Genomic DNA, 19675 nt, shown 5'->3' on the forward strand with positions numbered 1-19675 from the left:
ACCGGCCCGATAGTCCGGACCTATTCGCGGCGGGCGAGAGCGATGGTCGCGACGACCATGGCCGCCACGGCCACGACGACCGCCACATCGCCGCCCCGGCCGCCCAGTCGCTCGTGGTAGAGCGTGAGACCGAGCGCGGTCGCGACCACCGGCTCGGCCACCGTGACCGTCGGCAGCGAGGTCTGCACGCTGCCGGCCTGATAACTGGACTGCTGCCAGAGGGCGCCGAGCGCGACGGTGACGATCATCGCCCACAGTTCCCAGGTGGTCAGCCCGGCCACGATGCCCCTGCCGAAGGCATCCATCGCCGTCTTGGTGAGCGGCGCGGCGTAGCCGAGCAACACGCCGGCACCCAGCGCCAGCACGAACGAGCGGGCGGCGCCCCGCCGCATCCGCGCACCGCCGCCGATGCACACCGCGACGACCGCCACCAGAACCACCAGCGGCACGATCCAGGCCGTGAAGGACGGCCGCGTGATCCCGCCGCGCGGTTCACCGAGCAGCAGGAAGACCACGAGCGCCACGATCAGGACACCCGCCCACGACCACTCGGCGGCGCTCAGGCGCCGCTTGCGTGTCCAGGCCGCCAGCGGCAGCGCGAACAGCAGCGTGGTGACCAGCAGCGGCTGCACCAGCAGCAGGCTGCCGACCGCGAGCGCCCCGGCCTGCGCGCCGAACCCCGCAGCATCCGCCGCCACCCCGGCGAGCCACACGCGGCGCCGGACCAGTTGCGCGACGAATCCGGCCCCGAGCGCGGCGTCGTCGTCGATGCCCTCGGTGCCGCGATGCTGCAGCACCGCCGCCACCGCGAACAGGGCCGCGGCCAGCAGCGACAGCCCGACGGCAAGCCCGGTCACGTGTTGAAGTACTTGGCCTCGGGATGGTGCAGGACGAACGCGTCGGTCGACTGCTCCGGATGCAGCTGCAACTCCTCGGACAATTCGACGCCGATGCGGCCCGGTTCCAGGAGGTCGATCATCTTGGCGCGATCCTCCAGGTCCGGGCACGCGCCGTAGCCGAAGGAGTAGCGCGCGCCGCGGTACTCCAGGTCGAAGAAGCCCTGCGCGGCGTCGGGGTCGTCGTCGGCGGCACTGCCCGCAGCGAACCGCAGTTCGCTGCGCACCCGCTGATGCCAGTACTCGGCCAGCGCCTCGGTCAGCTGCACGCCGATGCCGTGCACCTCCAGGTAGTCCCGGTAGGAGTCGCCGGCGAACAGTTCGTTCGCGAAATCGGCGATCGGGGTGCCCATGGTGACCAGCTGGAACGGCAGCACGTCGACCCGGCCGGTGGCGATCGCCTGCTCCCGCGAGGCGAGGAAGTCGGCGATGCACAGGAAGCGCGGACGCTGCTGGCGCGGGAAGGTGAAGCTGTGCCGGACGGGCGCGTCCGGGCGCGGCTCGGTGAGCACATGCACGGTGTCGCCCTCACTGACCGCCGGGAAGTAACCGTAGACGACGGCGGCGTGCGCCAGGATCCCCTCGGTGGAGAGCCGGTCCAGCCAGTACCGCAGACGCGGGCGCCCCTCGGTCTCGACGAGTTCGTCGTAGTCGGGTCCCTCGGTGCCGCGGGTGCCGCGCAGCCCCCACTGCCCGAGGAAGAGCGCGCGCTCGTCGAGCATGGTGGAGTAGTCGGCCACCGGGATGCCCTTGACGATGCGGGTACCCCAGAACGGCGGCGTCGGGATCTCGTTGTCGGCGGCGACGTCGGACCGGGCCGGCACCTCGACCGGCACCTCGGCGGCCTTGCGCTTCTCGGCGATGCGCTTGGACCGTTCACGGCGGGCCTTGCGCTCGGCGACCTTGGCCGCCGCGGCCTTGGCCTCCTCGCTGTCCGGGTCGGGTCCTTCGCCGCGCTTGATCGCCATCAGCTCGTCCATCAGGGTGAGACCCTCGAAGGCGTCGCGGGCGTAGCGGACGTCGCCGTCGTAGACGTCGGCGAGGTCACCCTCGACATACGTCCTGGTCAGCGCGGCGCCGCCGAGGAGAACGGGGATCTCGCTCTTGCCGCGGGCGTTCATCTCCTCCAGGTTCTCCTTCATCACCACCGTCGACTTGACCAGCAGGCCGGACATGCCGATCACGTCGGCGCCGGACTCCTCGGCCGCCGACAGGATGGTGGCGATGGGCTGCTTGATGCCGATGTTGACGACGTCGTAGCCGTTGTTGCTCAGGATGATGTCGACGAGGTTCTTGCCGATGTCGTGGACGTCGCCCTTGACGGTGGCCAGCACGATGCGGCCCTTGCCGTCCTCGTCGGTGGCCTCCATGAACTGCTCCAGATGCGCGACGGAGGCCTTCATCACCTCTGCCGATTGCAGCACGAAGGGCAGCTGCATCTGGCCGGAGCCGAACAGCTCGCCGACGGTCTTCATCCCGGCCAGCAGGTGGTCGTTGATGATCGCCAGCGGCGGGACCTGGGCGCGGGCCTCATCGAGGTCCTCGATCAGGCCGTTGCGGTCACCGTCGACGATGCGCGCCTGCAGGCGCTCGAACAGCGGCATCGCGGCCAGTTCGGCGGCCCGCGACTCGCGCGCCGAGGCCGCCGAGACGCCCTCGAACAGCTCCATCAGGCGTTGCAGCGGGTCGTAACCCTCGCGACGCCGGTCGTAGACCAGATCGAGCGCCACCTCGCGCTGCTCGTCAGGGATGCGCGCCATCGGCAGGATCTTCGACGCGTGCACGATCGCGGTGTCGAGCCCGGCCTCCACGCACTCGTGCAGGAACACAGAGTTGAGCACCTGCCGCGCCGCCGGGTTGAGGCCGAACGAGATGTTCGAGATGCCGAGCGTGAAGTGGATCTGCGGATACGTCTCGTGCAGCCGCCGGATCGCCTCGATGGTCTCGATGCCGTCGCGCCGCACTTCCTCCTGACCGGTGGAGATCGGGAAGGTGAGGGCATCGATGATGATGTCCTCCTCTTCCAGGCCCCAGTTCTCGATGAGGTCGGTGATCAGCCGCTCGGCGATCGCCACCTTGTGGTCGGCGGTCCGGGCCTGGCCCTCCTCGTCGATGGTCAGGGCGACGACGGCGGCACCGTGCTCGCTGACGTGCTCCATGATCCGGGTGAATCGGGAGTCCGGGCCGTCGCCGTCCTCGTAGTTCACCGAGTTCACCGCGCAGCGGCCGCCGAGGTGTTCCAGGCCGGCCCGGATCACGTCCGGCTCGGTGGAGTCGATCATGATCGGCAGGGTCGACGCCGTTGCCAGCCGGGACGCCAGCGCGGTCATGTCGAGGGCACCGTCACGGCCCACGTAGTCGACGTTCAGGTCGAGCATGTGCGCACCGTCGCGCGTCTGCTCCTTCGCCGTCTCCAGGCAGGTCTGGTAGTCCTCGGCGATCATCGCCTCGCGGAACGCCTTGGAACCGTTGGAGTTGGTGCGTTCGGCGATCACCAGGAAGCTGGCGTCCTGATCGAACGGCACCGCCGAGTACAGCGACGACGTCTCCGACTCGTGCTCCACGCGGCGCGGCGCCGGGGTCACCTTCGCGACCTCCTCGGCGACCCGCCGGATGTGCTCGGGGGTGCTGCCGCAGCAGCCGCCGACGAACTGCAGACCGAACTCGGCGACGAAACCGGACAGCGCGGTGGCCATCTCGTCCGCCCCCAGCGGGTACTCGGCGCCGTTCGGGCCGAGCACCGGCAGGCCGGCGTTGGGCATCACCGAGACCGGCAGCCGGGACCGCTTGGACAGGTAGCGCAAGTGTTCGCTCATCTCGGCCGGGCCGGTCGCGCAGTTCAGCCCGACCATGTCGACGCCGAGCGGTTCGATGGCCGCCAGCGCCGCGCCGATCTCCGAGCCGACCAGCATGGTGCCGGTCGTCTCGACGGTGACGTGGGTGATGATCGGCAGGTGCCGGCCGAGCTGCTGCATCGCCCGGCGGGCCGCGACGACGGCGGCCTTGAGTTGCAGCAGGTCCTGGCAGGTCTCGATGAGGATGGCGTCGGCGCCGCCGTCGAGCATGCCGAGCACGCACTCGAGGTACGCGTCGCGGATCACGCCGTAGGTGGTGTGGCCGAGGCTGGGAAGTTTGGTGCCCGGGCCGATGGAGCCGAGCACGTACCGGTCGGTGCCGTCGGCGGACGGGCCCATCTCGTCGGCCACGCCGCGGGCGATCGACGTGCCCTTGAAGGCGAGCTCGCGGATGCGGTCGGCGATGTCGTAGTCGCCGAGGTTCGACAGGTTGCAGCCGAAGGTGTTGGTCTCCACCGCGTCGGCACCGGCCTCGAAATAGCGCCGGTGGATGTCGGCGAGGACATCGGGCCGGGTGTCGTTCAGGATCTCGTTGCAGCCCTCGAGGCCGCGGAAGTCGCCGTCGACCGACAGGTCCGCCGCCTGGAGCATGGTTCCCATCGCGCCGTCGCCGATCAGTACCCGCCGCGACATGGCCTGCAGGAAGGTCGTGTCGTAGCGGGTGGGGTCGGGAGGAGCGATAGGCATGCCCACCAGGTTAGTTCCCGGTTGGTTCGCCCCGAAATCCGCGCGACCGTAGGCTGGTGTGCGTGAGCCCACAGATCCCCGATCACCTGCCCGAACTGCGCCGGCCGGTGCTGATCGCGGCGTTCGGCGGCTGGAACGACGCCGGCGACGCGGCGTCCGCCGCGATCGAGCATCTGTCGCTGACCTGGGATGCGACCGAGCTGTACGACATCGACCCCGACGACTACTACGACTACCAGTCCTCACGGCCGGTCGTGACGCTGCGCGACGGGGTCACGCGGCGGCTGGAATGGCCGTCCACCGGGATCTCGTACTGCCGGCTCCCGCACGCCGACCGCGACCTGATCCTGGTGCTCGGTCTGGAACCGAATCTGCGCTGGCGCAGCTTCTGCCAGGAGATCGTCAACCTCGCGGTGATCATGGAGGTGGAGACGGTCGTGACGCTGGGCGCGCTGCTGGCCGACACCCCGCACACCCGGCCGGTCCCGATCAGCGGCTCGGCACCGACCGCGGAGGCGGCCGAGCGGTACGGCCTGCAGGAATCGAAGTACGAGGGGCCGACCGGCATCACCGGGGTGCTCCAGGACGCGTTCATCCAGGCCGGGGTGCCCGCCGTCGCGCTGTGGGCGTCGGTACCGCACTACATCGGCCACCCGCCGAACCCGAAGGCGACGCTGGCCCTGCTCACCCGGCTGCAAGACCTCCTGGACCTGTCGATCCCGCTCGGCGTCCTGCCCGACCAGGCCGCGCAGTGGGAACAGACCATCTCCGAGATGACCCTCGAGGACGACGAGATGGCCGGCTACGTCCACGAGCTGGAGGAACGCGAGGACGCCGACCGCGCCGAGGCCGCCGCCGAGCTCACCGAGGTGGACGGCGACACGCTCGCCGCGGAGTTCGAGAAGTACCTGCGCCGCCGCCACCCCGGCGACTGACGGTCCGTCGTGCCGGCGTCGTTTCGACACGGCCTCGGCTAGCGCCTCGTCCGGCTCAACGGGCTATCCAAGCACCTCGACCGGCGAGGCGGGCTGTCCAAGCACCTCGACCGGCGGGCGGCTGTCCACCGCCCCCTGAGCCGCCGGCGAACGAAGTGAGTCGGCGTGTCGAAGGGTCCGCGTACCTACCCGATGCGTTCGATCTCGATCACCGGGGTGGTGATGCGCCAGGTGCGCACGTCGGGGTCGTCGACGGCGCTGACCCAGAACTGCGCGGGTTCACCGACCCGGCAGGTACGCACTTCGAGGAGCGGGATGTCTTCGGAGTCGCGGCGCAGGGCGCTGACCTCCCACGACTCGTCGTCGTGCCGTCCGATGCCGGGAGCGCGCAGCAGGGTCATCTCGTCGAGGTCGATCACATAGGTCGAGGTGTGCGTCACCACGGTGAACACCCCGGTGGCGGCGCTGCCTGGAATCTGCTTCACCCGAGTCATGCGGCGCCTATCCGGCCTGCGGAGCCCGCAGATCCACCCCGAGCAGCGCGTCGACGACGCCGGCGATCCGGTCCGGCGCCTCCGTCGACGACCCGAGACCGGCGAGCGCGTCGCCCGCCCAGGCGTCGAGGGCGTCGAGGGCCTTCGGGGTGTCGAGGTCGTTCGCGAGGTGCGCGCGAACCCGCTCGACGGTGGCCTCCGCGTCCGGACCGGTCGGCAGCGCGACCGCGCGGCGCCAGCGGTCGAGCCGCGCGACGCCCTCGTCGAGGGTGGCGGCGGTCCACATCCGGTCGGCGCGGTAGTGCCCGGAGAGCAGGCCGAGGCGGACCGCGGCGGGGTCGACGCCCTCGGCGCGCAGCACGGACACCTTGACCAGGTTGCCGAGGCTCTTGGACATCTTCTCGCCGTCGAGCCCGATCATGCCGGTGTGCACGTAGTGCCGGGCGAAGCGGCGCTGACCGGCGAGGGCCTCGCCGTGTGCCGCGGAGTACTCGTGGTGCGGGAAGATCAGGTCGCTGCCGCCGCCCTGGATGTCGAAGGCCTCGCCGAGCCGGTTCAGCGCGATCACCGAACACTCGATGTGCCAGCCGGGGCGGCCGGGCCCGAACGGCGCCTCCCACGACGGCTCCCCCGGCCGCGCGGCGCGCCAGAGCAGCGCGTCGATCGGGTCGCGCTTGCCGGGCCGGTCCGGGTCACCGCCGCGCTCGGCGAAGAAGCGTTCCATCGTCGCCCGGTCGTAGTTCGACTCGTATCCGAAGACGCCGGTCGCATCGGCGCGGAAGTACACGTCCGGGTACTCGGCGTCGTCCACGACGTAGGCCGCCCCGGACTCCAGGAGCTTGCCGACGGCGTCGATCACCTCGTCGACCGACTCCATCGCGCCGATGTAGTCGCGCGGCGGGAGCACCCGCAGCGCGGTCATGTCGGCGCGGAACAGTTCGATCTCGCCGCTGCCGAGATCACGCCAGTCGATGCCGTCGCGGGCGGCCCGCTCGAACAGCGGATCGTCGACGTCGGTGATGTTCTGGACGTAGTGCACGTCGTGTCCCTGATCGCGCAGCACCCGGTTCACCGTGTCGAACGCGAGGTAGGTCGCGGCGTGCCCGAGATGGGTCGCGTCGTAGGGCGTGATGCCGCAGACGTACATGGTGGCGACACGGCCCGGCGCGACCGGCTTGACCTGGGCATCCGAGGTGTCGTAGAGACGCAGCGCGGGACCGCTGCCGGCGATCTCGGGGACGGTGGGCGACGGCCAGGAGTGCATAACCCAAGACTCTAGCGACCGGTCCCGGCGGCCGGCCGAAGGGTGGCCGTCAGAACGGCGGCCAGGGGATCGCCCGCTGCCCGGGCGGGCGCGGCAGCGTCTGGCCCGCGGCGAGTGCGGCGACGCGCTCGGCGAGGGCCTGATACTCCTCCCCGGTGATGAGTCCGCACAGACTCGCCGCGAAGGTCGTGTCACCGGCGAGGCGGTCGCTCAGCATCGCCAGGTCGGCGCGCAGCGGCTCGGCCGCCGGCTCGCCGGCCCAGCCCCACAGCATGGTCCGCAGTTTGGGTTCGGTGTGCAGGGTGAGGCCGTGGTCGATCCCGTAGAGGCGGCCGTCGCCATCGACCAGGATGTGCCCGCCCTTGCGGTCGGCGTTGTTCAGCACGGCGTCGAGCACGGCGAGCCGGTGCAGCTGCTCGGTGGTGGCGTGGGCCACCGCGATCACCGTGCCGTCGTCCTCGTGGGCACGCAGGACCGGCAGGTAGTCGTCGGGGACGGCGTTCGCCGGGAACACCTCGACCGGCTCCGGGTGCGGCGGCTCGTCGGGCTGGTCGATCCAGGCCTGCAGCATGCCGGGACCGAATTCGGCGCCGGGCGGCCCCTCGTCACGCAGCACGGTCTCCGGGATCAGGTCCCAGCCGAGGGCGGCGTCGATCAGCCGTGCGGCCACCTCTCGCCCGGCGAGGGTGCCGTCCGGGAAGTCCCACAGCGGCGTCTCCCCACGGACCGGCTTGTAGACGCAGCGGACGACGGTGCCGCCGCGCGCGGCCTCACAGACCAGGGTGAGGTTGCTGGCCGATGGGATCTGGCCCAGGAGTGACAGCTCGCCCTCGAGGAGCTGCCGCCGCAGACCGGCCGGAGCGGGATCGGTCACGCTCAAGGCCGATCATCGTCGTCGGAGTCGTCCGCGTCGTCGTCGGCCGGGTTCTCGTCGTCGTCGACCTCGAAGGTCGCGTCGATCCCCGGCACCAGCCGGCCGAGCATGGCGAGGACGTCGGGATCGACGAACTCCAGCGACCGGCTGAACTCGGCACCGCGGTGATAGCCGTTGCTGCGGGCACAGATGTGGCCCGCGGCGTCGAGCGGCTGATGGCAGAGCGGGCAGAGCGGACGTCCGGCGGCGACCACCTTCATCGACCGCGCGGAGAACTCGCGGGCGGCCTCGGCGGTGAGGAAGACCCGGACGGTGTCCGGCCCCTCGGCGGTGTCGTCGAGGATCACCGTCTCGTCGATCGGTTCCTCGGTCACCGCCAGCAGTTCGACGACGACGGCCGACGCCTCGGCATCCCAGCCCAGCCCCATGGAACCGACGTGGAACTCGGCGTCGATCGGCATCGCCAGCGGCGAGGTATCGGCCACCGACGACGACTCCGGCGGCACCTGGGTGCCGAAGCGGCGCGCCACCTCGTCGAGCAGATAGCCGAGCCGGTCGGCGAGAATCATCACCTGCTGCTTCTCGATCTGCACGCTCACCGTCTCCGGACCGGCCGTGACCTGCAGGAAGAAGGTGCGGTCACCGGGCTGGCCGACCGTGCCGGCCACGAAGCGCTCGGGTTCGCGGAATTCGTGGATGTTGCGGGACATCGTCTCCCTCGTCCTTCAGGTACCGGTGGATCCGCCGACCGCGGCGGCCTGCGCGGGCCGCGGAAGCGGGGTCAGGACTCCATTGTTGTTCACCGTGTGCACATATGGGCGGGCGGCCGCGTAGTGGATCACACTGATCGACGCCGGGTCGACCACGATCCGCTGGAACGCGTCCAGGTGCATGCCGAGCGCATCGGCCAGGATCGCTTTGAGCACATCGCCGTGGCTGCACAGCACCCACAGGCCGTGCCCGTCCTCACCGCCGTGCCGCCGGTCGAGTTCCCGGACCGCGGCCGTCGCCCGCTGGGAGACCGCGGAGAGCCCTTCCCCGCCCGGGAAGACGGCGGCCGACGGATGGGTCTGCACCGTCTTCCAGAGCGGTTCGGCGAGCAGTTCTTTCAGCGGCCGGTTGCTCCAGTCGCCGTAGTCCACCTCGACGAAGCGGTCGTCGACCAGTTCGGGGACCTCGCCGAGCGCACCGACGAGCGGGGCGACGGTCTCGGCGCACCGCTGCAACGGTGAGCGGACCACGGCGCGGACGTCGCCGGTGACCGCGGCGAGTCGTTCGGTGAGGGCGGCGGCCTGCGCGGCCCCCTTCTCGTCGAGCCCGATCCCGGGGGTGCGGCCGGCGAGCACTCCGGACGTGTTGGCCGTCGAACGCCCGTGCCGCAGCAGGATCACCGTCATGAGAGAAAGCCTAATCGCCGGGAGGTCCGCCCGGCTGCCCCAACCGTGACGTAACCCGGCCGCGTGCGTGACATCAGCGGGCCCGACCAGGCGCTATCGTCGGCCGCCACGGAATCGACGTCACAGTAGGGTCAGGTCGCCGCGACGGTACCGGTGATCAGCAGCCCGAGCACCGTGCTGCCCAGCAGCACGCGGTAGAGGGCGAACCAGTCCATCGAGTGGTGGCTGACGAACTTCAGCAGCCAGGCGATCGAGGCGTAGCCGAGGACGAAGGCGATCACCGTCGCGAGCACGATCTGCCCTCCGGAGGCCTGCAATCCGTCGGTGGACGGCGAGAACGCGTCCTTGAGGCTGTACAGGCCCGAGCCGAGCACGGCCGGAATGGCGATCAGGAACGAGAACCGGAACGCGGCCTCGCGGTTGAGGCCGCAGAACAGACCGGCGCTGGCGGTGGCGCCCGACCGGGAGACGCCCGGGATCAGCGCGAGACACTGCGCCACACCCATCACGATCGCGTCGCGGGTGGTCAGCTTCTCCAGGCCGCGCCGCTGGGTGGCGTACGCCTCGGCGGCGAGGAACACGAACGAGAACACGATCAGCATGATGGAGATGAGCCACAGGTTGCGGCCGGCTGTCCGGATCTGATCGGTGAACACGAAGCCGAGGATCACGATCGGGATGGTCGCGAGGATCACGTACCAGCCCACCCGATAGTCCAGGCCGCGCCGCTCCTTGTTCGTCAGCCCGGCGAACCACGCCACGATGATGCGCCAGATGTCCTTGGCGAAGTACAGCAGCACGGCCAGTTCGGTGCCCAGCTGGCTGACCGCCGTGAACGACGCGCCGGCGTCGTCGTGGAACCACAGCTGCGACACGATCCGCATGTGCGCGGACGACGAGATCGGCAGGAATTCGGTCAGCCCCTGGACGGCGCCGAGAACGATGGACTGCATCCAGGTCATGTCGGTCACGAGGCCACACCCTACCGGGCGGCCGCGGCGGCGGCGCGGTCCAGCCTGAGCGGACGCTTAACCGCCGGCGGACCCGCTCCATCTCGTCGGCCGGCCCCACCCGTCGAAACCCAACCCCACCGCACTGTGACCTATGTCGTTCGCGCAAGATGGATTCATGCGCGCCCGAACCCGAGTCACCGCGGCGGCCACGGCCCTGGCGATGGCCGTCACCCTGTCTGCCTGCGGCTCCAGCAAGTCCGATCTGAGCGACGACGACGGCGCCGGTGACGTGGCGACCGTCGCGCCGGCCACCCCGGCCGGTTCGCCGCCGCAGGCCGCACAGCTGCCCGGCACGGTGATCCCGGCGGCGCCGGGGACCGCACTCGCCCAGGCCGGCAGCACGCTGGCGATCCTCGGTACGGACGGCACGGTGACCCTGCACACCGCGCCCGGCGCGCAGGACACCCCGCCGCCGCGCCCCGTCGATCTGCCCGCGACCACCGCGCTGATCGGCGACGGCGACGGCTTCCTGGCCGCCGCGCCCGGACAGATCGTCCGTATCGCGCCGGGTGGCGCGGTGACGAGGGTCGCCGAGGTGAAGGGCCACGTCCTCTCCCTGGCCGTCGCGAACGACGGCCGGATCCTGGCCGGTACCGACGACGGCCGGCTGCTGGTCCTGGCGCGCGACGGGAAAGTACAGCGGGACATCCACAAGTTCGTCCGCGTGGATCAGATCCTGGTGGCGCCCAAGGGATCCGGCGTCGCCGGCCAGGTCAGCGTCATCGACCGCGCGCAGTCGTCGATCACCCCGGTCGGTATCGACGACGGCGACATCAAGGCGGCGCTGCGGGCCGGGAACGGTGTCACCGACGCCGTCGTCGACCGGTACGGCCGGGTGGTCGCGTCGAACACCCGCGACGACGAACTCCTCGGCTTCTACGGCGCCCCGATCGTGATGCGCTTCCGTTTCCCGGTCGCACCGAGCCCGTACGCGCTGGCCTACGACGAGTCCGCGAACCTGCTGTGGGTCTCGACCACCGGCAACAACGCCGCCATCGCCTACGACCTCGCGACCGGCGAGCCGCGCGAGCGGGCCCGCATCGGGACGGTCGGTCAGGTGGGCGCCCTCGCGGTCGACGCGGGCAGCGGCATGCTGTACCTGATCTCCGCACGCGGCGACGGCCTCCAGGTGGTGCCTCGGTCCGCCGTCGACACCCACGGATAGGAGCACCGCGATGCTGTCCACCCTGAATCGGTTCCTGTACCCGCCGCTGCTGCGGCTGATGTTCCTGGTGCCGCCCGAGCGGATCCACCGCCTCATCGCGCGTCTGCTGCGGTTCGCGGGTGCGGCGCCGGGTGTCCGCAACCTGGTGGCGGCGCTGTTCGCGCCGCGCGACGAGATCCTGCGCTCCACCGTCTTCGGCGTGGACTTCCCCTCCCCGATCGGCCTGGCAGCGGGCTTCGACAAGTCCGCCGAGGCGGTGAACGTCTGGGGTCAGCTGGGATTCGGCTACGCCGAGATCGGCACCATCACCGGGCAGAGTCAGCCGGGCAATCCGCAGCCGCGGCTGTTCCGGCTGCCCGCCGACAAGGCGCTGATCAACCGGATGGGCTTCAACAATCCGGGGGCGGCCGCCGCGGCGGAGAAGCTCGCCGAGCCGCGGCCCGGTCCGCGCCGCGTCCCGATCGGCGCGAACATCGGCAAGACCAAGGTGGTGCCCGTCGACGACGCGATCGGCGACTACCGGATCAGCGCCCGGCTCCTCGGCCCGCTCGCCGACTTCGTGGTGGTCAACGTCAGCTCCCCCAACACCCCCGGTCTGCGCGACCTGCAGGCCGTCGAATCGCTGCGCCCGATCCTCGCCGCGGTGCAGGAGGTCACGACGGTGCCGGTGCTGGTGAAGATCGCCCCCGACCTCTCCGACGACGACGTCGACGCGGTGGCCGACCTGGCACTGGAGCTCGGCCTGGCGGGGATCGTCGCGACCAACACCACCATCTCCCGCGCCGGCCTGCGGACCCCGGCCGGTGAGGTCGAGGCGATCGGCGCCGGCGGCCTGTCCGGCCCGCCGGTCAAGGCCCGGTCGCTGGAGGTGCTGCGCCGCCTGCACGCCCGCGTCGGCGGCCGGGTGGTCCTGATCAGCGTCGGCGGCATCGAGACCGTCGACGACGCCTGGGAGCGCATCCGCGCCGGCGCCAGTCTGTTGCAGGTCTACACCGGCTTCATCTACGGCGGCCCGGTGTGGCTGAAGGAGCTGAACGACGGTGTGGCGCAGCGCCTCCGCGCCGGCGGCTTCGGATCTCTGTCGGACGCCGTCGGCTCCGGCGTCTGAGACCGGCGTCAGATCGACCGCAGCGCGTCCGGAGCCCAGTCGGGCCACCGCGGCGGCGACAGCGGGATACCCGATCGGTATTCACCGACCAGGGACATGTGATTCGCCGAGTTGTCGTAGGCATACGCCTGATCGGCCATCCCGACGGCGATCGCTACATTGTCCCACAGCCGCCGGTACCGACCGCGAATCTTGTCCTCCGGCACACTATGACCGCCAGCGGCCACCCGGCGACCAACTCGCTGCACCGCGGTGTCTTCCGGAACCATCACGACGTGCAGTACGACGCGAAAGCCGCTGTGCTGGGCTCGGGTGAGAAGTTTCAGCTTCGAGGGGTGCGAGAACACGGTCTCAGCGATGAAGGATCGCCGAGCCACCAGCAGTTCGTCCCGCACGGCCTCGGCCCGACCGGCCGCCTCGTACGAGTGGCCTTCGGGATCGTCCGGGTACACCAGCGCGGCGATCTCATCCGCGTTGACGAACGGGCTCCGCGGCAATCGCCTCGACAGGACTTCACGCACCAGACTCGATTTTCCCGCACCATTGCACCCGACTACCAGGTCGAGGCGCGGATTCACCGAGAGCGGGTTCCGTTCACGGTGGTTCCGACATAGATCCGCTCACCACTCGCGGAGGTGAGAAACACCCGATCGTCCGCATCGGTTTCGTACGTCCCGATGGTGGTCGGCGCTTGGCGCTCCGGCGCCGCGAAATCGACCGCGGCCAGGTCCTCCTCCACCCGGGCCATCAACTCGGCGTCGAAGATCCTCGAAGCGGTGTCCCCCAGGTCCTCGACGGGTCGCCGGCCTTCCAGCGCGGCCCGGGCCTCGATGAAGGACGGACTGGTCTCGGCGGCGAACCGCCGCCCGAAACGGGCCCAATGCTCCAACTGCTGCCGAACGGACCGGTTCTGGGCACGAGACTCCTGCGCGGCCTCGTCGTACAGATCGGCCGAGAATCGGGTTACTCGATCGGCGACGGACATCAGGACCTCCTCGAACCATGCGTAGCACTCTGCTACGACAGTCTACGCCTGCGCGGAGCCGGGCGCGGCTGCCGGAGAATCGCCTCCTGTCCCGACGTGGGCTACTCGTCGCCGGGCTGCTCGAAGATGCCGACCAGCGAGCCGCGGGCGATCGCGTGGGAGAACAGGTTGAAGCCCAGGAACGCCGGGGAGGCGCCTTCCGGGAGGTCGAGCGATTCGACGTCGACGGCGTGCACGACGAAGAAGTAGCGGTGCGGGCCGTGGCCGGGAGGCGGGCCGGCGCCGACGAACTGGGCCAGCCCGGCGTCGTTCCGGAGGGTGACGGCCTGATCGGGCAGCGTGTCGGCGTCCGGGCCGCCCGCCCCGACCGGGAGCGAGGTGACCGACGCCGGGATGTCGGCGACCGCCCAGTGCCAGAACCCGGAGGCGGTCGGGGCGTCGGGGTCGTAGACGGTGACGGCGAAGCTCTTGGTCTCGGCCGGGAATCCGGACCAGCTCAGCTGCGGTGAGACGTCCTCGCCGCCGGCGCCGAAGATCCCCGACACCTGCGGCATCGGCAGGGTCTGACCCTGAGTGAAGGTCTCGGAGGTGACGGTGATCTCGGGAAGGACGGGCAGGGCGGCGTACGGGTCGTAGTCGGTCATGCCTTCATCCTTACCGCACCGCGGGGCGCCGTGCCGGACGATGGGCCGCACCTGGGTGATTCGGCGGCGATTCCACCCCTCCCCCGTCGTCAACAGACCCGCCGTCGTCAGAACGGTGGCGGACCGCCGGCTTCGGCGGCGCGCTCCCGGATCCGGCGTAGTCGGGCACGTTCGGTGGTTCCTGAGCGGAGTCGAAGGGCGCGGCGCCAGGCGTGCTTGTACTCGGTGACGGCCCGAAGACCTCCCCCGGTGCGGCACCCGCCGGTGCCATCGGCCCCCGCCGGACCGGGTGGTGCAGGTTCGGGCGGCGCCTGGGCCTGATGGGCACACCTCACCCCCCGCCAGCTGCGGGAACAGCCACTGATTCTCCGCGCGGGTCTCAAAGGTCATGCCGCGCACGGTGATCGCGGTCCAGACGGCACCATCGCCATCGATCCACTGCTCATCGACCCATCCGTCCTCGGGGTTCGACGCGCCGAGATGGGTCTTCAGCAGGTGGTGGCGCTTGCACTTGGGATTGAGGTTGCACAGGCAGGTCGGACCGCCCGAGACCGGGCAGACCTGGTCGAACTCTTCGCAGTGGTCGAGTTCGCAGTTCCAGGCCGGCTGGTGACAGCCCGGCACTGTGCAGGTCCCGAAGAGCGCTCGGACCAGGACATCGAGGGCCGCGGTCGGCCGGTACGGGTCGCTCGACTGGGCGACGTCGGTGAGAAACACCGGCGGCCGGCGGCCGTCGTCAGCCCGTTGAGTGTTAGCCCGTTGAGCCGTCGAGGCGTCAGCCGAGACGCGTCCGTTAGCCCGTTGAGCCGACGAGGCGCTAGCCGAGACACGTCGAAACGCCGTGCTGGCAGCGAGCGCGGCGGCCTGTTCATCGGTGTCATGACGTGCCAGGCCCTCGCCGTCACCGCCTCCGCTGTCGCCGTCGGTCGGTGGGGGCTCGGCCGCGGGTGCCGGGTCGGGCTTGATAGTCGGGCGGGACTTGAGGAGCTTGTCCAGGTCGAGGTCTCGCACCACAGCGTCGGGCCGCCGCGCCAGGTCCCGCGCATGGTCGGCGCTGATCGGGCCGTGCCCGTCGAGGAATCCCGGCTCATCGTCCTCCCCGGCGAGAGTGGACTTCTGGCAGACGGCGTGCACGATGATCCGGGCCTGCCGCTCGGAAACCTCCTCGTCGCCCAGAGTCGCGGTGCACGTCTCCTTGTCGGTGCAGGCGCACGTGAACGGCAGCTTCCGTAATCGGGCGATCGCGGCGGCCGACCGCAACGCACCCTTGGTGCGCGGATCGTTGGGGCAGACGCCGGCGATCATCACCTCGACCGCCTCATACGCGAGACGGGCCTCCTCAGCATCGGCGGTGATGTTGATCCCGCCCAGACCGTCGGGGTAGTCCCGGTTGGTGACGTTCTTCCGCCGCTGCGCCTTCTCCCGGCGTTTCTTGTTCGCGTCGGCATCACGCTTGCCGACGACGCGGTCGGCGATCCGCTCGGCTGCCTCCTCCGAGATATGTCCCGCCCTCGCCAATGCGTCAGCGAGGTCGTCGTCGACCTGAGCGACGATCTCGCTGTCGTCGACGATGTCGGTGCGGTCGACGACTTTCTCGAACATCTCCGGGCTGATCACGGCCCGCCGAAGCAGGTCCGCGGTCTTGGGGAGACGCTCGGAGGCGGCGACCGCCATCGCGACCAGGACTCGGGCGGCACGCTGGTTTCCGGCGAAGGCGATCGCCACGTAGTCCACCGCCACCGCGTACGGATCGAGTAGGTCCTTCTGCTCGACGCCGGCGCACACCCGGTCATGAAGGCCCGCCAGTTCCAGATCGAGAAACTGCCCGATCGCAAACAGTTCGCGCGAGTACAGATATGCCTGGCCCCGCCACGCCGCCTCCGCATAGACCATCCAGGAGTGACACTGCGACTTCTCGTCCTCGGCCTCATCGGCAGCGACCATCCCCGCCGGAGTGAAGTCCACCAGCGCCCACCGAGACGCGAACTCATCGGACATCGCGATCGTCACCCCCAGGCTCCGCTTGTTCGATATAACTATGATTTATATTACTCGCACATTGCAGTGTGCGCCACAATGACTTCCGGACGTTTCATCATGACCATAAGACCTGGTTACGACATGAAAAGTGACACGAATTACCGGGCCCGATGCCGCCGCCTCGGGTCGCCACCGAGACATCCACCGACCGTTCTTCGGCGGCGATGTTCGACTAGCCGCGAGCCCGCCCTTCTAGTCCGCCAACTGGTACCGCAGAGCCTCACCAAGCTGGCGGCGGGCGCGGTTCAGCCGCGACTTGACGGTCTGGACACCGACGCCCTGGTGTTCGGCGATGTCGGCGTAGGTGAAGTCGACGAACTCACGCAGCACCACGGCCTCGCGGAGTTCGCCGGAGAGGCCGGCGAGGGCGGCGCGCAGCGCATCGTTCAGGGCGAGTCGTTCGTCGAAGCCGATCGCGCCGGGCGAGTCCTCCAGCAGGACCGGCCCGTCGGCGTCGGTGAAATCGGTGGACGTGGTGCCGGGTCTGCGGCGGCGGACCACCTCGATGGCGTTGTTCGCGGCGATCCGGTGCAGCCAGGTGGCGAACCGGGCCTCGCCGCGGAACCGGTCGAGATGCCGCCAGGCGGCCACCAGGGTGCCCTGGAGCGCGTCCTCCGCGTCGTGTTGATTGCCGCAGATCTGCAGGCAGACGGCCCACATCTGGTTGCGATGCAGGGTCACGAGGTCGGCGAAGGCGCGCTGGTCGCCGTCGCGCGCCCGCATGAGGAGGACGGATTCGTCCACGCTGCTCCCTCACCGCCGGATGCCGGTGCGGTCACACCGACAGAGACGATCCTAGGGCGTGTCTCCCCAGTCTTCTCCGAGGCATCGGTGGATCCGCTGGGCGGCTGGCAAGGCGGAGGAGGGAGGCATAGCGGCGCTATGCCGACCGACGACAACGCCGCCAGGCGTTCAGCGGGCCGCCGAGGACCGGAAAGAGACTTGGGAGACACGCCCTCGGGCGTGTCAGAACAACGGATGATGATGCATGGCGTCGTCGTCGGTGCCGTGGTCCGGTCCGGGGTGCTCGTGAACGTGGTGGTGATCGGCCGTGAGGTCGTCGTCGAGGCGGGCGAAGGCGCCGTCGTCGTGGTGCTGATCATCGTGGTGGAGATCGTCGTGCGGATGACCGTGGTGCGACGGATCGGGGTCCCCGGCGTGGTCGGGCGCGTGTGCGGCGGCGTCCTCGACCGGCACGATCTCGTCGTGGTCTCCCGGCACGACCGGCTCGTCGTCCATCGCCGGGACGGTCGCGTCGACGACGGTCACCGCCGGATCGTCGAGCGCGGCGAGCGCCGTCTGCCAGACGTGTGCCGGCGGCGCGAGCCCGTCGGCGGGCAGGCCGAGCCCGGACAGGATCGAGTCATCGTGCACGACCACGGTTCCTCCTTCGCTGCGACGGGCCCTCCCGGACGAGAGTAGTCATCTGTTCCGGGGATTGGACGGCGGCGGCCGCCCGGAATGTTCCGGTCGTCAGCGGATCAGGCCCGATCTGGTCAGGAAGGTCTTTCCGGCGTCGATCGACTTGAATCCGAACACCGTGACGTTGAGTCCGCTGGCGGTCGAGACGTAGTCGACGGAGAACTCTTTCGAGCCCACCTGCTCGGTGACCTCCCCCGCCGCCGTCCGGCCCTGGTCCTCGACCAGCACACCCTTGCCCTGCGAGTACAGGCCGTTGCGCAGCCCGACGATCCGGCTGCGCGCCTCGATCATGTCGCCGCTGAGGTCCACGAAGTACGTGTAGCCGTCGGAGCCGAGCTCGGCGAGCGGGCTGCTCTTCGAGACGCTACAGCGCACCTCGAGCGCGTCGTGGTCGGTGAACCCGCTCTTCTTGCAGTCGGTGAGGCCGTCGGCGAGGGCGCGCGGCACGATCGCCATCAGCTGGTCCTGATCGGTGATGATCCCGTCGCTCCCGAGGCTGGTGGGCGCGGCGCTGACCGGCGACGACGCGGCGGCCTGCCGGGTATCCCCGCCGCCCTTCGACGCCGCGATCACGCCCCACACGATGCCGGCGACGACCACCACCGCGGCCGCACCGGCCGCGATCTTGCCCCACGGACGCGGCCGCGACGCCGCGGCCGGGGCGTTCGGCGCATGACCGCTGGGAACCGGGCCGGGCGGCCCGGGGAACGGCGGCGCCGCGGGAACGCCGGGCGTACCGGCCACCGGGGTGATCCCGTAGGGTCCGGGCACGATCGGCGATGTACCGGCCGCGGAGAGGGAGCCGCCATCGGTCTGCGCGACACGCAGCGCGCCCTGAGCCACCACCGTCTTCGGATCGTCGAGCGTGGCGACCGGCCCCAGTTCGGCGATCCGCTGCTGCACCAGCGGGATGCGCGACGATCCGCCGGTCAGGTAGAGCGCGGTCAGCTGGTCGGGATGCTGTACCCCGCCGTCGAGCAGAGTGGCCCGGGTGAGCCGGACGGCCTGCTCGATGGCCGGGGCGATCAGCTCGTCGAGTTCGTCGCGGGTGATCTGGAAGGTCTGGCGGCCGCGCGAGGTGGTGGCGGTGATGGTCGCCGACGGGGCCTCCGACAGCAGCTCCTTCGCCCGCCGGATGGACTCCTGCATGTCCTGCACCACGTCGATCGGCGCGTTCCGGCGCAGCCACTCGACCGCGCCCGGTTCACGCTCGTCCAGACGTTCCTCCACCCAGCGCTGGACGAGCGCGTCCAGGTTCTTGCCGCCCAGGCCGTTGTCGCCGCGGGCGGCGACCACGCTGAAGCTGCCCTGCCCGCTGACGGTGAGCACCGCCACGTCGAGCGTGCCGCCGCCGAAGTCGAACACGGCGATCCGGGCACCGGGCTGCAGGGTGTGCGACCGCGAGTAGTGCGCGGCCGCGGCCCTCGGCTCGGAGACGGTGCTGATCCGCGCGGGATCGATGCCGGCGGCGACGGCGCCGTCGATCAGCACCTGCACCTGCTCACCGGCCCATGCCTCCGGGTGCGTCAGCACCACCCGCGACGGCGGCTGTCCGGCGTGCGCCGCCTTGCCGCGTTCGACGATCGCCCGCATCACCGCGGCGACCGGCACGGCCACCGGGAGGGTGAGTCCGCCGACGGTCATCATCGTCGACGATCCGCTGATCAGCCGTTTCGGCGAGGCGACGAATCCGGCCGGGTTGGAGAGGGCCGCGTTGAGCGAGGCATCGCCGACGACGATCTGCTGCGGGCCGCTGACGTGTACCGACGACGGCATCAGGTTGCTCGTGTGGGTCAGCGGCAGCGTCTCGATGCCGCGGCTGGTCGCGCCGGAGTGCGCGGCGGCCGAGTTCGAGGTGCCGAAGTCGATCGCCAGGGTCCAGTCGTTCTGTGCCAT

The 19675-nt window shown here is 70.4% G+C and carries 17 protein-coding genes and 1 pseudogene; 3 read left to right on the plus strand and 15 right to left on the minus strand.

The window, feature by feature from the left end:
* Positions 1–20: 20 nt before the first annotated feature.
* Positions 21–857 (minus strand): DMT family transporter, encoded by an 837-nt coding sequence (locus tag ACSEEN_RS08935; RefSeq protein WP_298442367.1) that lies wholly within the window; start codon positions 855–857, stop codon positions 21–23.
* Positions 854–4438, minus strand: coding sequence for a methionine synthase (gene metH, locus ACSEEN_RS08940; RefSeq protein ID WP_440712978.1), 3585 nt, complete (start codon positions 4436–4438; stop codon positions 854–856). Before metH ends, ACSEEN_RS08935 begins: the two co-directional genes overlap by 4 nt.
* A gap of 62 nt (positions 4439–4500) precedes the next feature.
* Between metH and ACSEEN_RS08945 the strand changes: the two genes are divergently transcribed.
* On the plus strand, positions 4501–5373 hold the full coding sequence (locus ACSEEN_RS08945) for a PAC2 family protein (protein ID WP_298442364.1): 873 nt from the start codon (positions 4501–4503) through the stop codon (positions 5371–5373).
* Positions 5374–5558: 185 nt separating this feature from the next.
* On the opposite strand, the gene ACSEEN_RS08950 is transcribed toward ACSEEN_RS08945, so the two are convergent.
* The 6 genes from ACSEEN_RS08950 to ACSEEN_RS08975 all read right to left on the minus strand — a co-directional run bounded on the left by ACSEEN_RS08950 (position 5559) and on the right by ACSEEN_RS08975 (position 10373).
* Positions 5559–5867, minus strand: a complete 309-nt coding sequence (locus tag ACSEEN_RS08950; protein WP_247867719.1) for a hypothetical protein — start codon at positions 5865–5867, stop codon at positions 5559–5561.
* Between the two features lie 7 nt (positions 5868–5874).
* Positions 5875–7131 carry a cysteine--1-D-myo-inosityl 2-amino-2-deoxy-alpha-D-glucopyranoside ligase gene (gene mshC / locus ACSEEN_RS08955; protein ID WP_247867718.1) on the minus strand — a complete coding sequence of 419 codons (1257 nt, stop codon included), beginning with the start codon at positions 7129–7131 and terminating at the stop codon, positions 5875–5877.
* 49 nt (positions 7132–7180) lie between these two features.
* Positions 7181–8005, minus strand: coding sequence for an SCO1664 family protein (locus tag ACSEEN_RS08960; protein WP_298442361.1), 825 nt, complete (start codon positions 8003–8005; stop codon positions 7181–7183).
* Positions 8006–8007: 2 nt separating this feature from the next.
* Positions 8008–8715: a DUF3090 domain-containing protein gene (locus ACSEEN_RS08965; protein ID WP_298442359.1), complete on the minus strand. Its 708-nt coding sequence runs from the start codon at positions 8713–8715 to the stop codon at positions 8008–8010.
* A gap of 15 nt (positions 8716–8730) precedes the next feature.
* Entirely contained in the window at positions 8731–9402 is a 672-nt protein-coding gene (locus ACSEEN_RS08970) for an MSMEG_4193 family putative phosphomutase (RefSeq protein WP_247867715.1), read from the minus strand.
* Positions 9403–9533: 131 nt separating this feature from the next.
* Positions 9534–10373: an undecaprenyl-diphosphate phosphatase gene (locus ACSEEN_RS08975; RefSeq protein WP_298442357.1), complete on the minus strand. Its 840-nt coding sequence runs from the start codon at positions 10371–10373 to the stop codon at positions 9534–9536.
* A 157-nt stretch (positions 10374–10530) separates the two neighbouring features.
* Here ACSEEN_RS08975 and ACSEEN_RS08980 point away from each other — a divergent pair, with 157 nt between their 5' ends.
* Together ACSEEN_RS08980 and ACSEEN_RS08985 are read left to right on the plus strand one after the other, a co-directional pair.
* On the plus strand, positions 10531–11580 hold the full coding sequence (locus ACSEEN_RS08980; RefSeq protein ID WP_440712979.1) for a hypothetical protein: 1050 nt from the start codon (positions 10531–10533) through the stop codon (positions 11578–11580).
* A 10-nt stretch (positions 11581–11590) separates the two neighbouring features.
* On the plus strand, positions 11591–12688 hold the full coding sequence (locus ACSEEN_RS08985; protein WP_298440717.1) for a quinone-dependent dihydroorotate dehydrogenase: 1098 nt from the start codon (positions 11591–11593) through the stop codon (positions 12686–12688).
* 8 nt (positions 12689–12696) lie between these two features.
* Here the strand turns inward: ACSEEN_RS08985 and ACSEEN_RS08990 are convergent, their stop codons facing one another.
* From ACSEEN_RS08990 to ACSEEN_RS09020, 7 genes and pseudogenes are all read right to left on the minus strand, one after another.
* Positions 12697–13266 (minus strand): ATPase, encoded by a 570-nt coding sequence (locus ACSEEN_RS08990; protein WP_440712980.1) that lies wholly within the window; start codon positions 13264–13266, stop codon positions 12697–12699.
* Positions 13263–13673, minus strand: coding sequence for a TA system antitoxin ParD family protein (locus tag ACSEEN_RS08995; protein ID WP_247867711.1), 411 nt, complete (start codon positions 13671–13673; stop codon positions 13263–13265). Before ACSEEN_RS08995 ends, ACSEEN_RS08990 begins: the two co-directional genes overlap by 4 nt.
* A gap of 101 nt (positions 13674–13774) precedes the next feature.
* Entirely contained in the window at positions 13775–14317 is a 543-nt protein-coding gene (locus ACSEEN_RS09000) for a YbhB/YbcL family Raf kinase inhibitor-like protein (protein WP_247867710.1), read from the minus strand.
* 1035 nt (positions 14318–15352) lie between these two features.
* Positions 15353–16315 (minus strand): annotated as a pseudogene (locus ACSEEN_RS09005) (DUF222 domain-containing protein); the annotation flags it as partial.
* Between the two features lie 234 nt (positions 16316–16549).
* Positions 16550–17101 (minus strand): RNA polymerase sigma factor, encoded by a 552-nt coding sequence (locus tag ACSEEN_RS09010; protein WP_440712981.1) that lies wholly within the window; start codon positions 17099–17101, stop codon positions 16550–16552.
* Between the two features lie 222 nt (positions 17102–17323).
* Entirely contained in the window at positions 17324–17737 is a 414-nt protein-coding gene (locus ACSEEN_RS09015) for a hypothetical protein (RefSeq protein WP_440712982.1), read from the minus strand.
* A gap of 93 nt (positions 17738–17830) precedes the next feature.
* A complete protein-coding gene (locus ACSEEN_RS09020) occupies positions 17831–19675 on the minus strand; it encodes an Hsp70 family protein (protein ID WP_440712983.1) in 1845 nt (614 codons plus the stop codon).

The organism is Gordonia marina (genome assembly GCF_052036135.1).
Taxonomy (GTDB): domain Bacteria; phylum Actinomycetota; class Actinomycetes; order Mycobacteriales; family Mycobacteriaceae; genus Gordonia.

Excerpts from the sequence above, each read along its gene's own strand:
- metH (WP_440712978.1), bottom strand. The coding sequence starts at position 4,438 with ATGCCTATCGCTCCTCCCGACCCCACCCGCTACGACACGACCTTCCTG.
- ACSEEN_RS08950 (WP_247867719.1), bottom strand. The coding sequence starts at position 5,867 with ATGACTCGGGTGAAGCAGATTCCAGGCAGCGCCGCCACCGGGGTGTTC.
- mshC (WP_247867718.1), bottom strand. The coding sequence starts at position 7,131 with ATGCACTCCTGGCCGTCGCCCACCGTCCCCGAGATCGCCGGCAGCGGT.
- ACSEEN_RS08965 (WP_298442359.1), bottom strand. The coding sequence starts at position 8,715 with ATGTCCCGCAACATCCACGAATTCCGCGAACCCGAGCGCTTCGTGGCC.
- ACSEEN_RS08970 (WP_247867715.1), bottom strand. The coding sequence starts at position 9,402 with ATGACGGTGATCCTGCTGCGGCACGGGCGTTCGACGGCCAACACGTCC.
- ACSEEN_RS08980 (WP_440712979.1), top strand. The coding sequence starts at position 10,531 with ATGCGCGCCCGAACCCGAGTCACCGCGGCGGCCACGGCCCTGGCGATG.
- ACSEEN_RS08985 (WP_298440717.1), top strand. The coding sequence starts at position 11,591 with ATGCTGTCCACCCTGAATCGGTTCCTGTACCCGCCGCTGCTGCGGCTG.
- ACSEEN_RS08995 (WP_247867711.1), bottom strand. The coding sequence starts at position 13,673 with ATGTCCGTCGCCGATCGAGTAACCCGATTCTCGGCCGATCTGTACGAC.
- ACSEEN_RS09000 (WP_247867710.1), bottom strand. The coding sequence starts at position 14,317 with ATGACCGACTACGACCCGTACGCCGCCCTGCCCGTCCTTCCCGAGATC.
- ACSEEN_RS09020 (WP_440712983.1), bottom strand. The coding sequence starts at position 19,675 with ATGGCACAGAACGACTGGACCCTGGCGATCGACTTCGGCACCTCGAAC.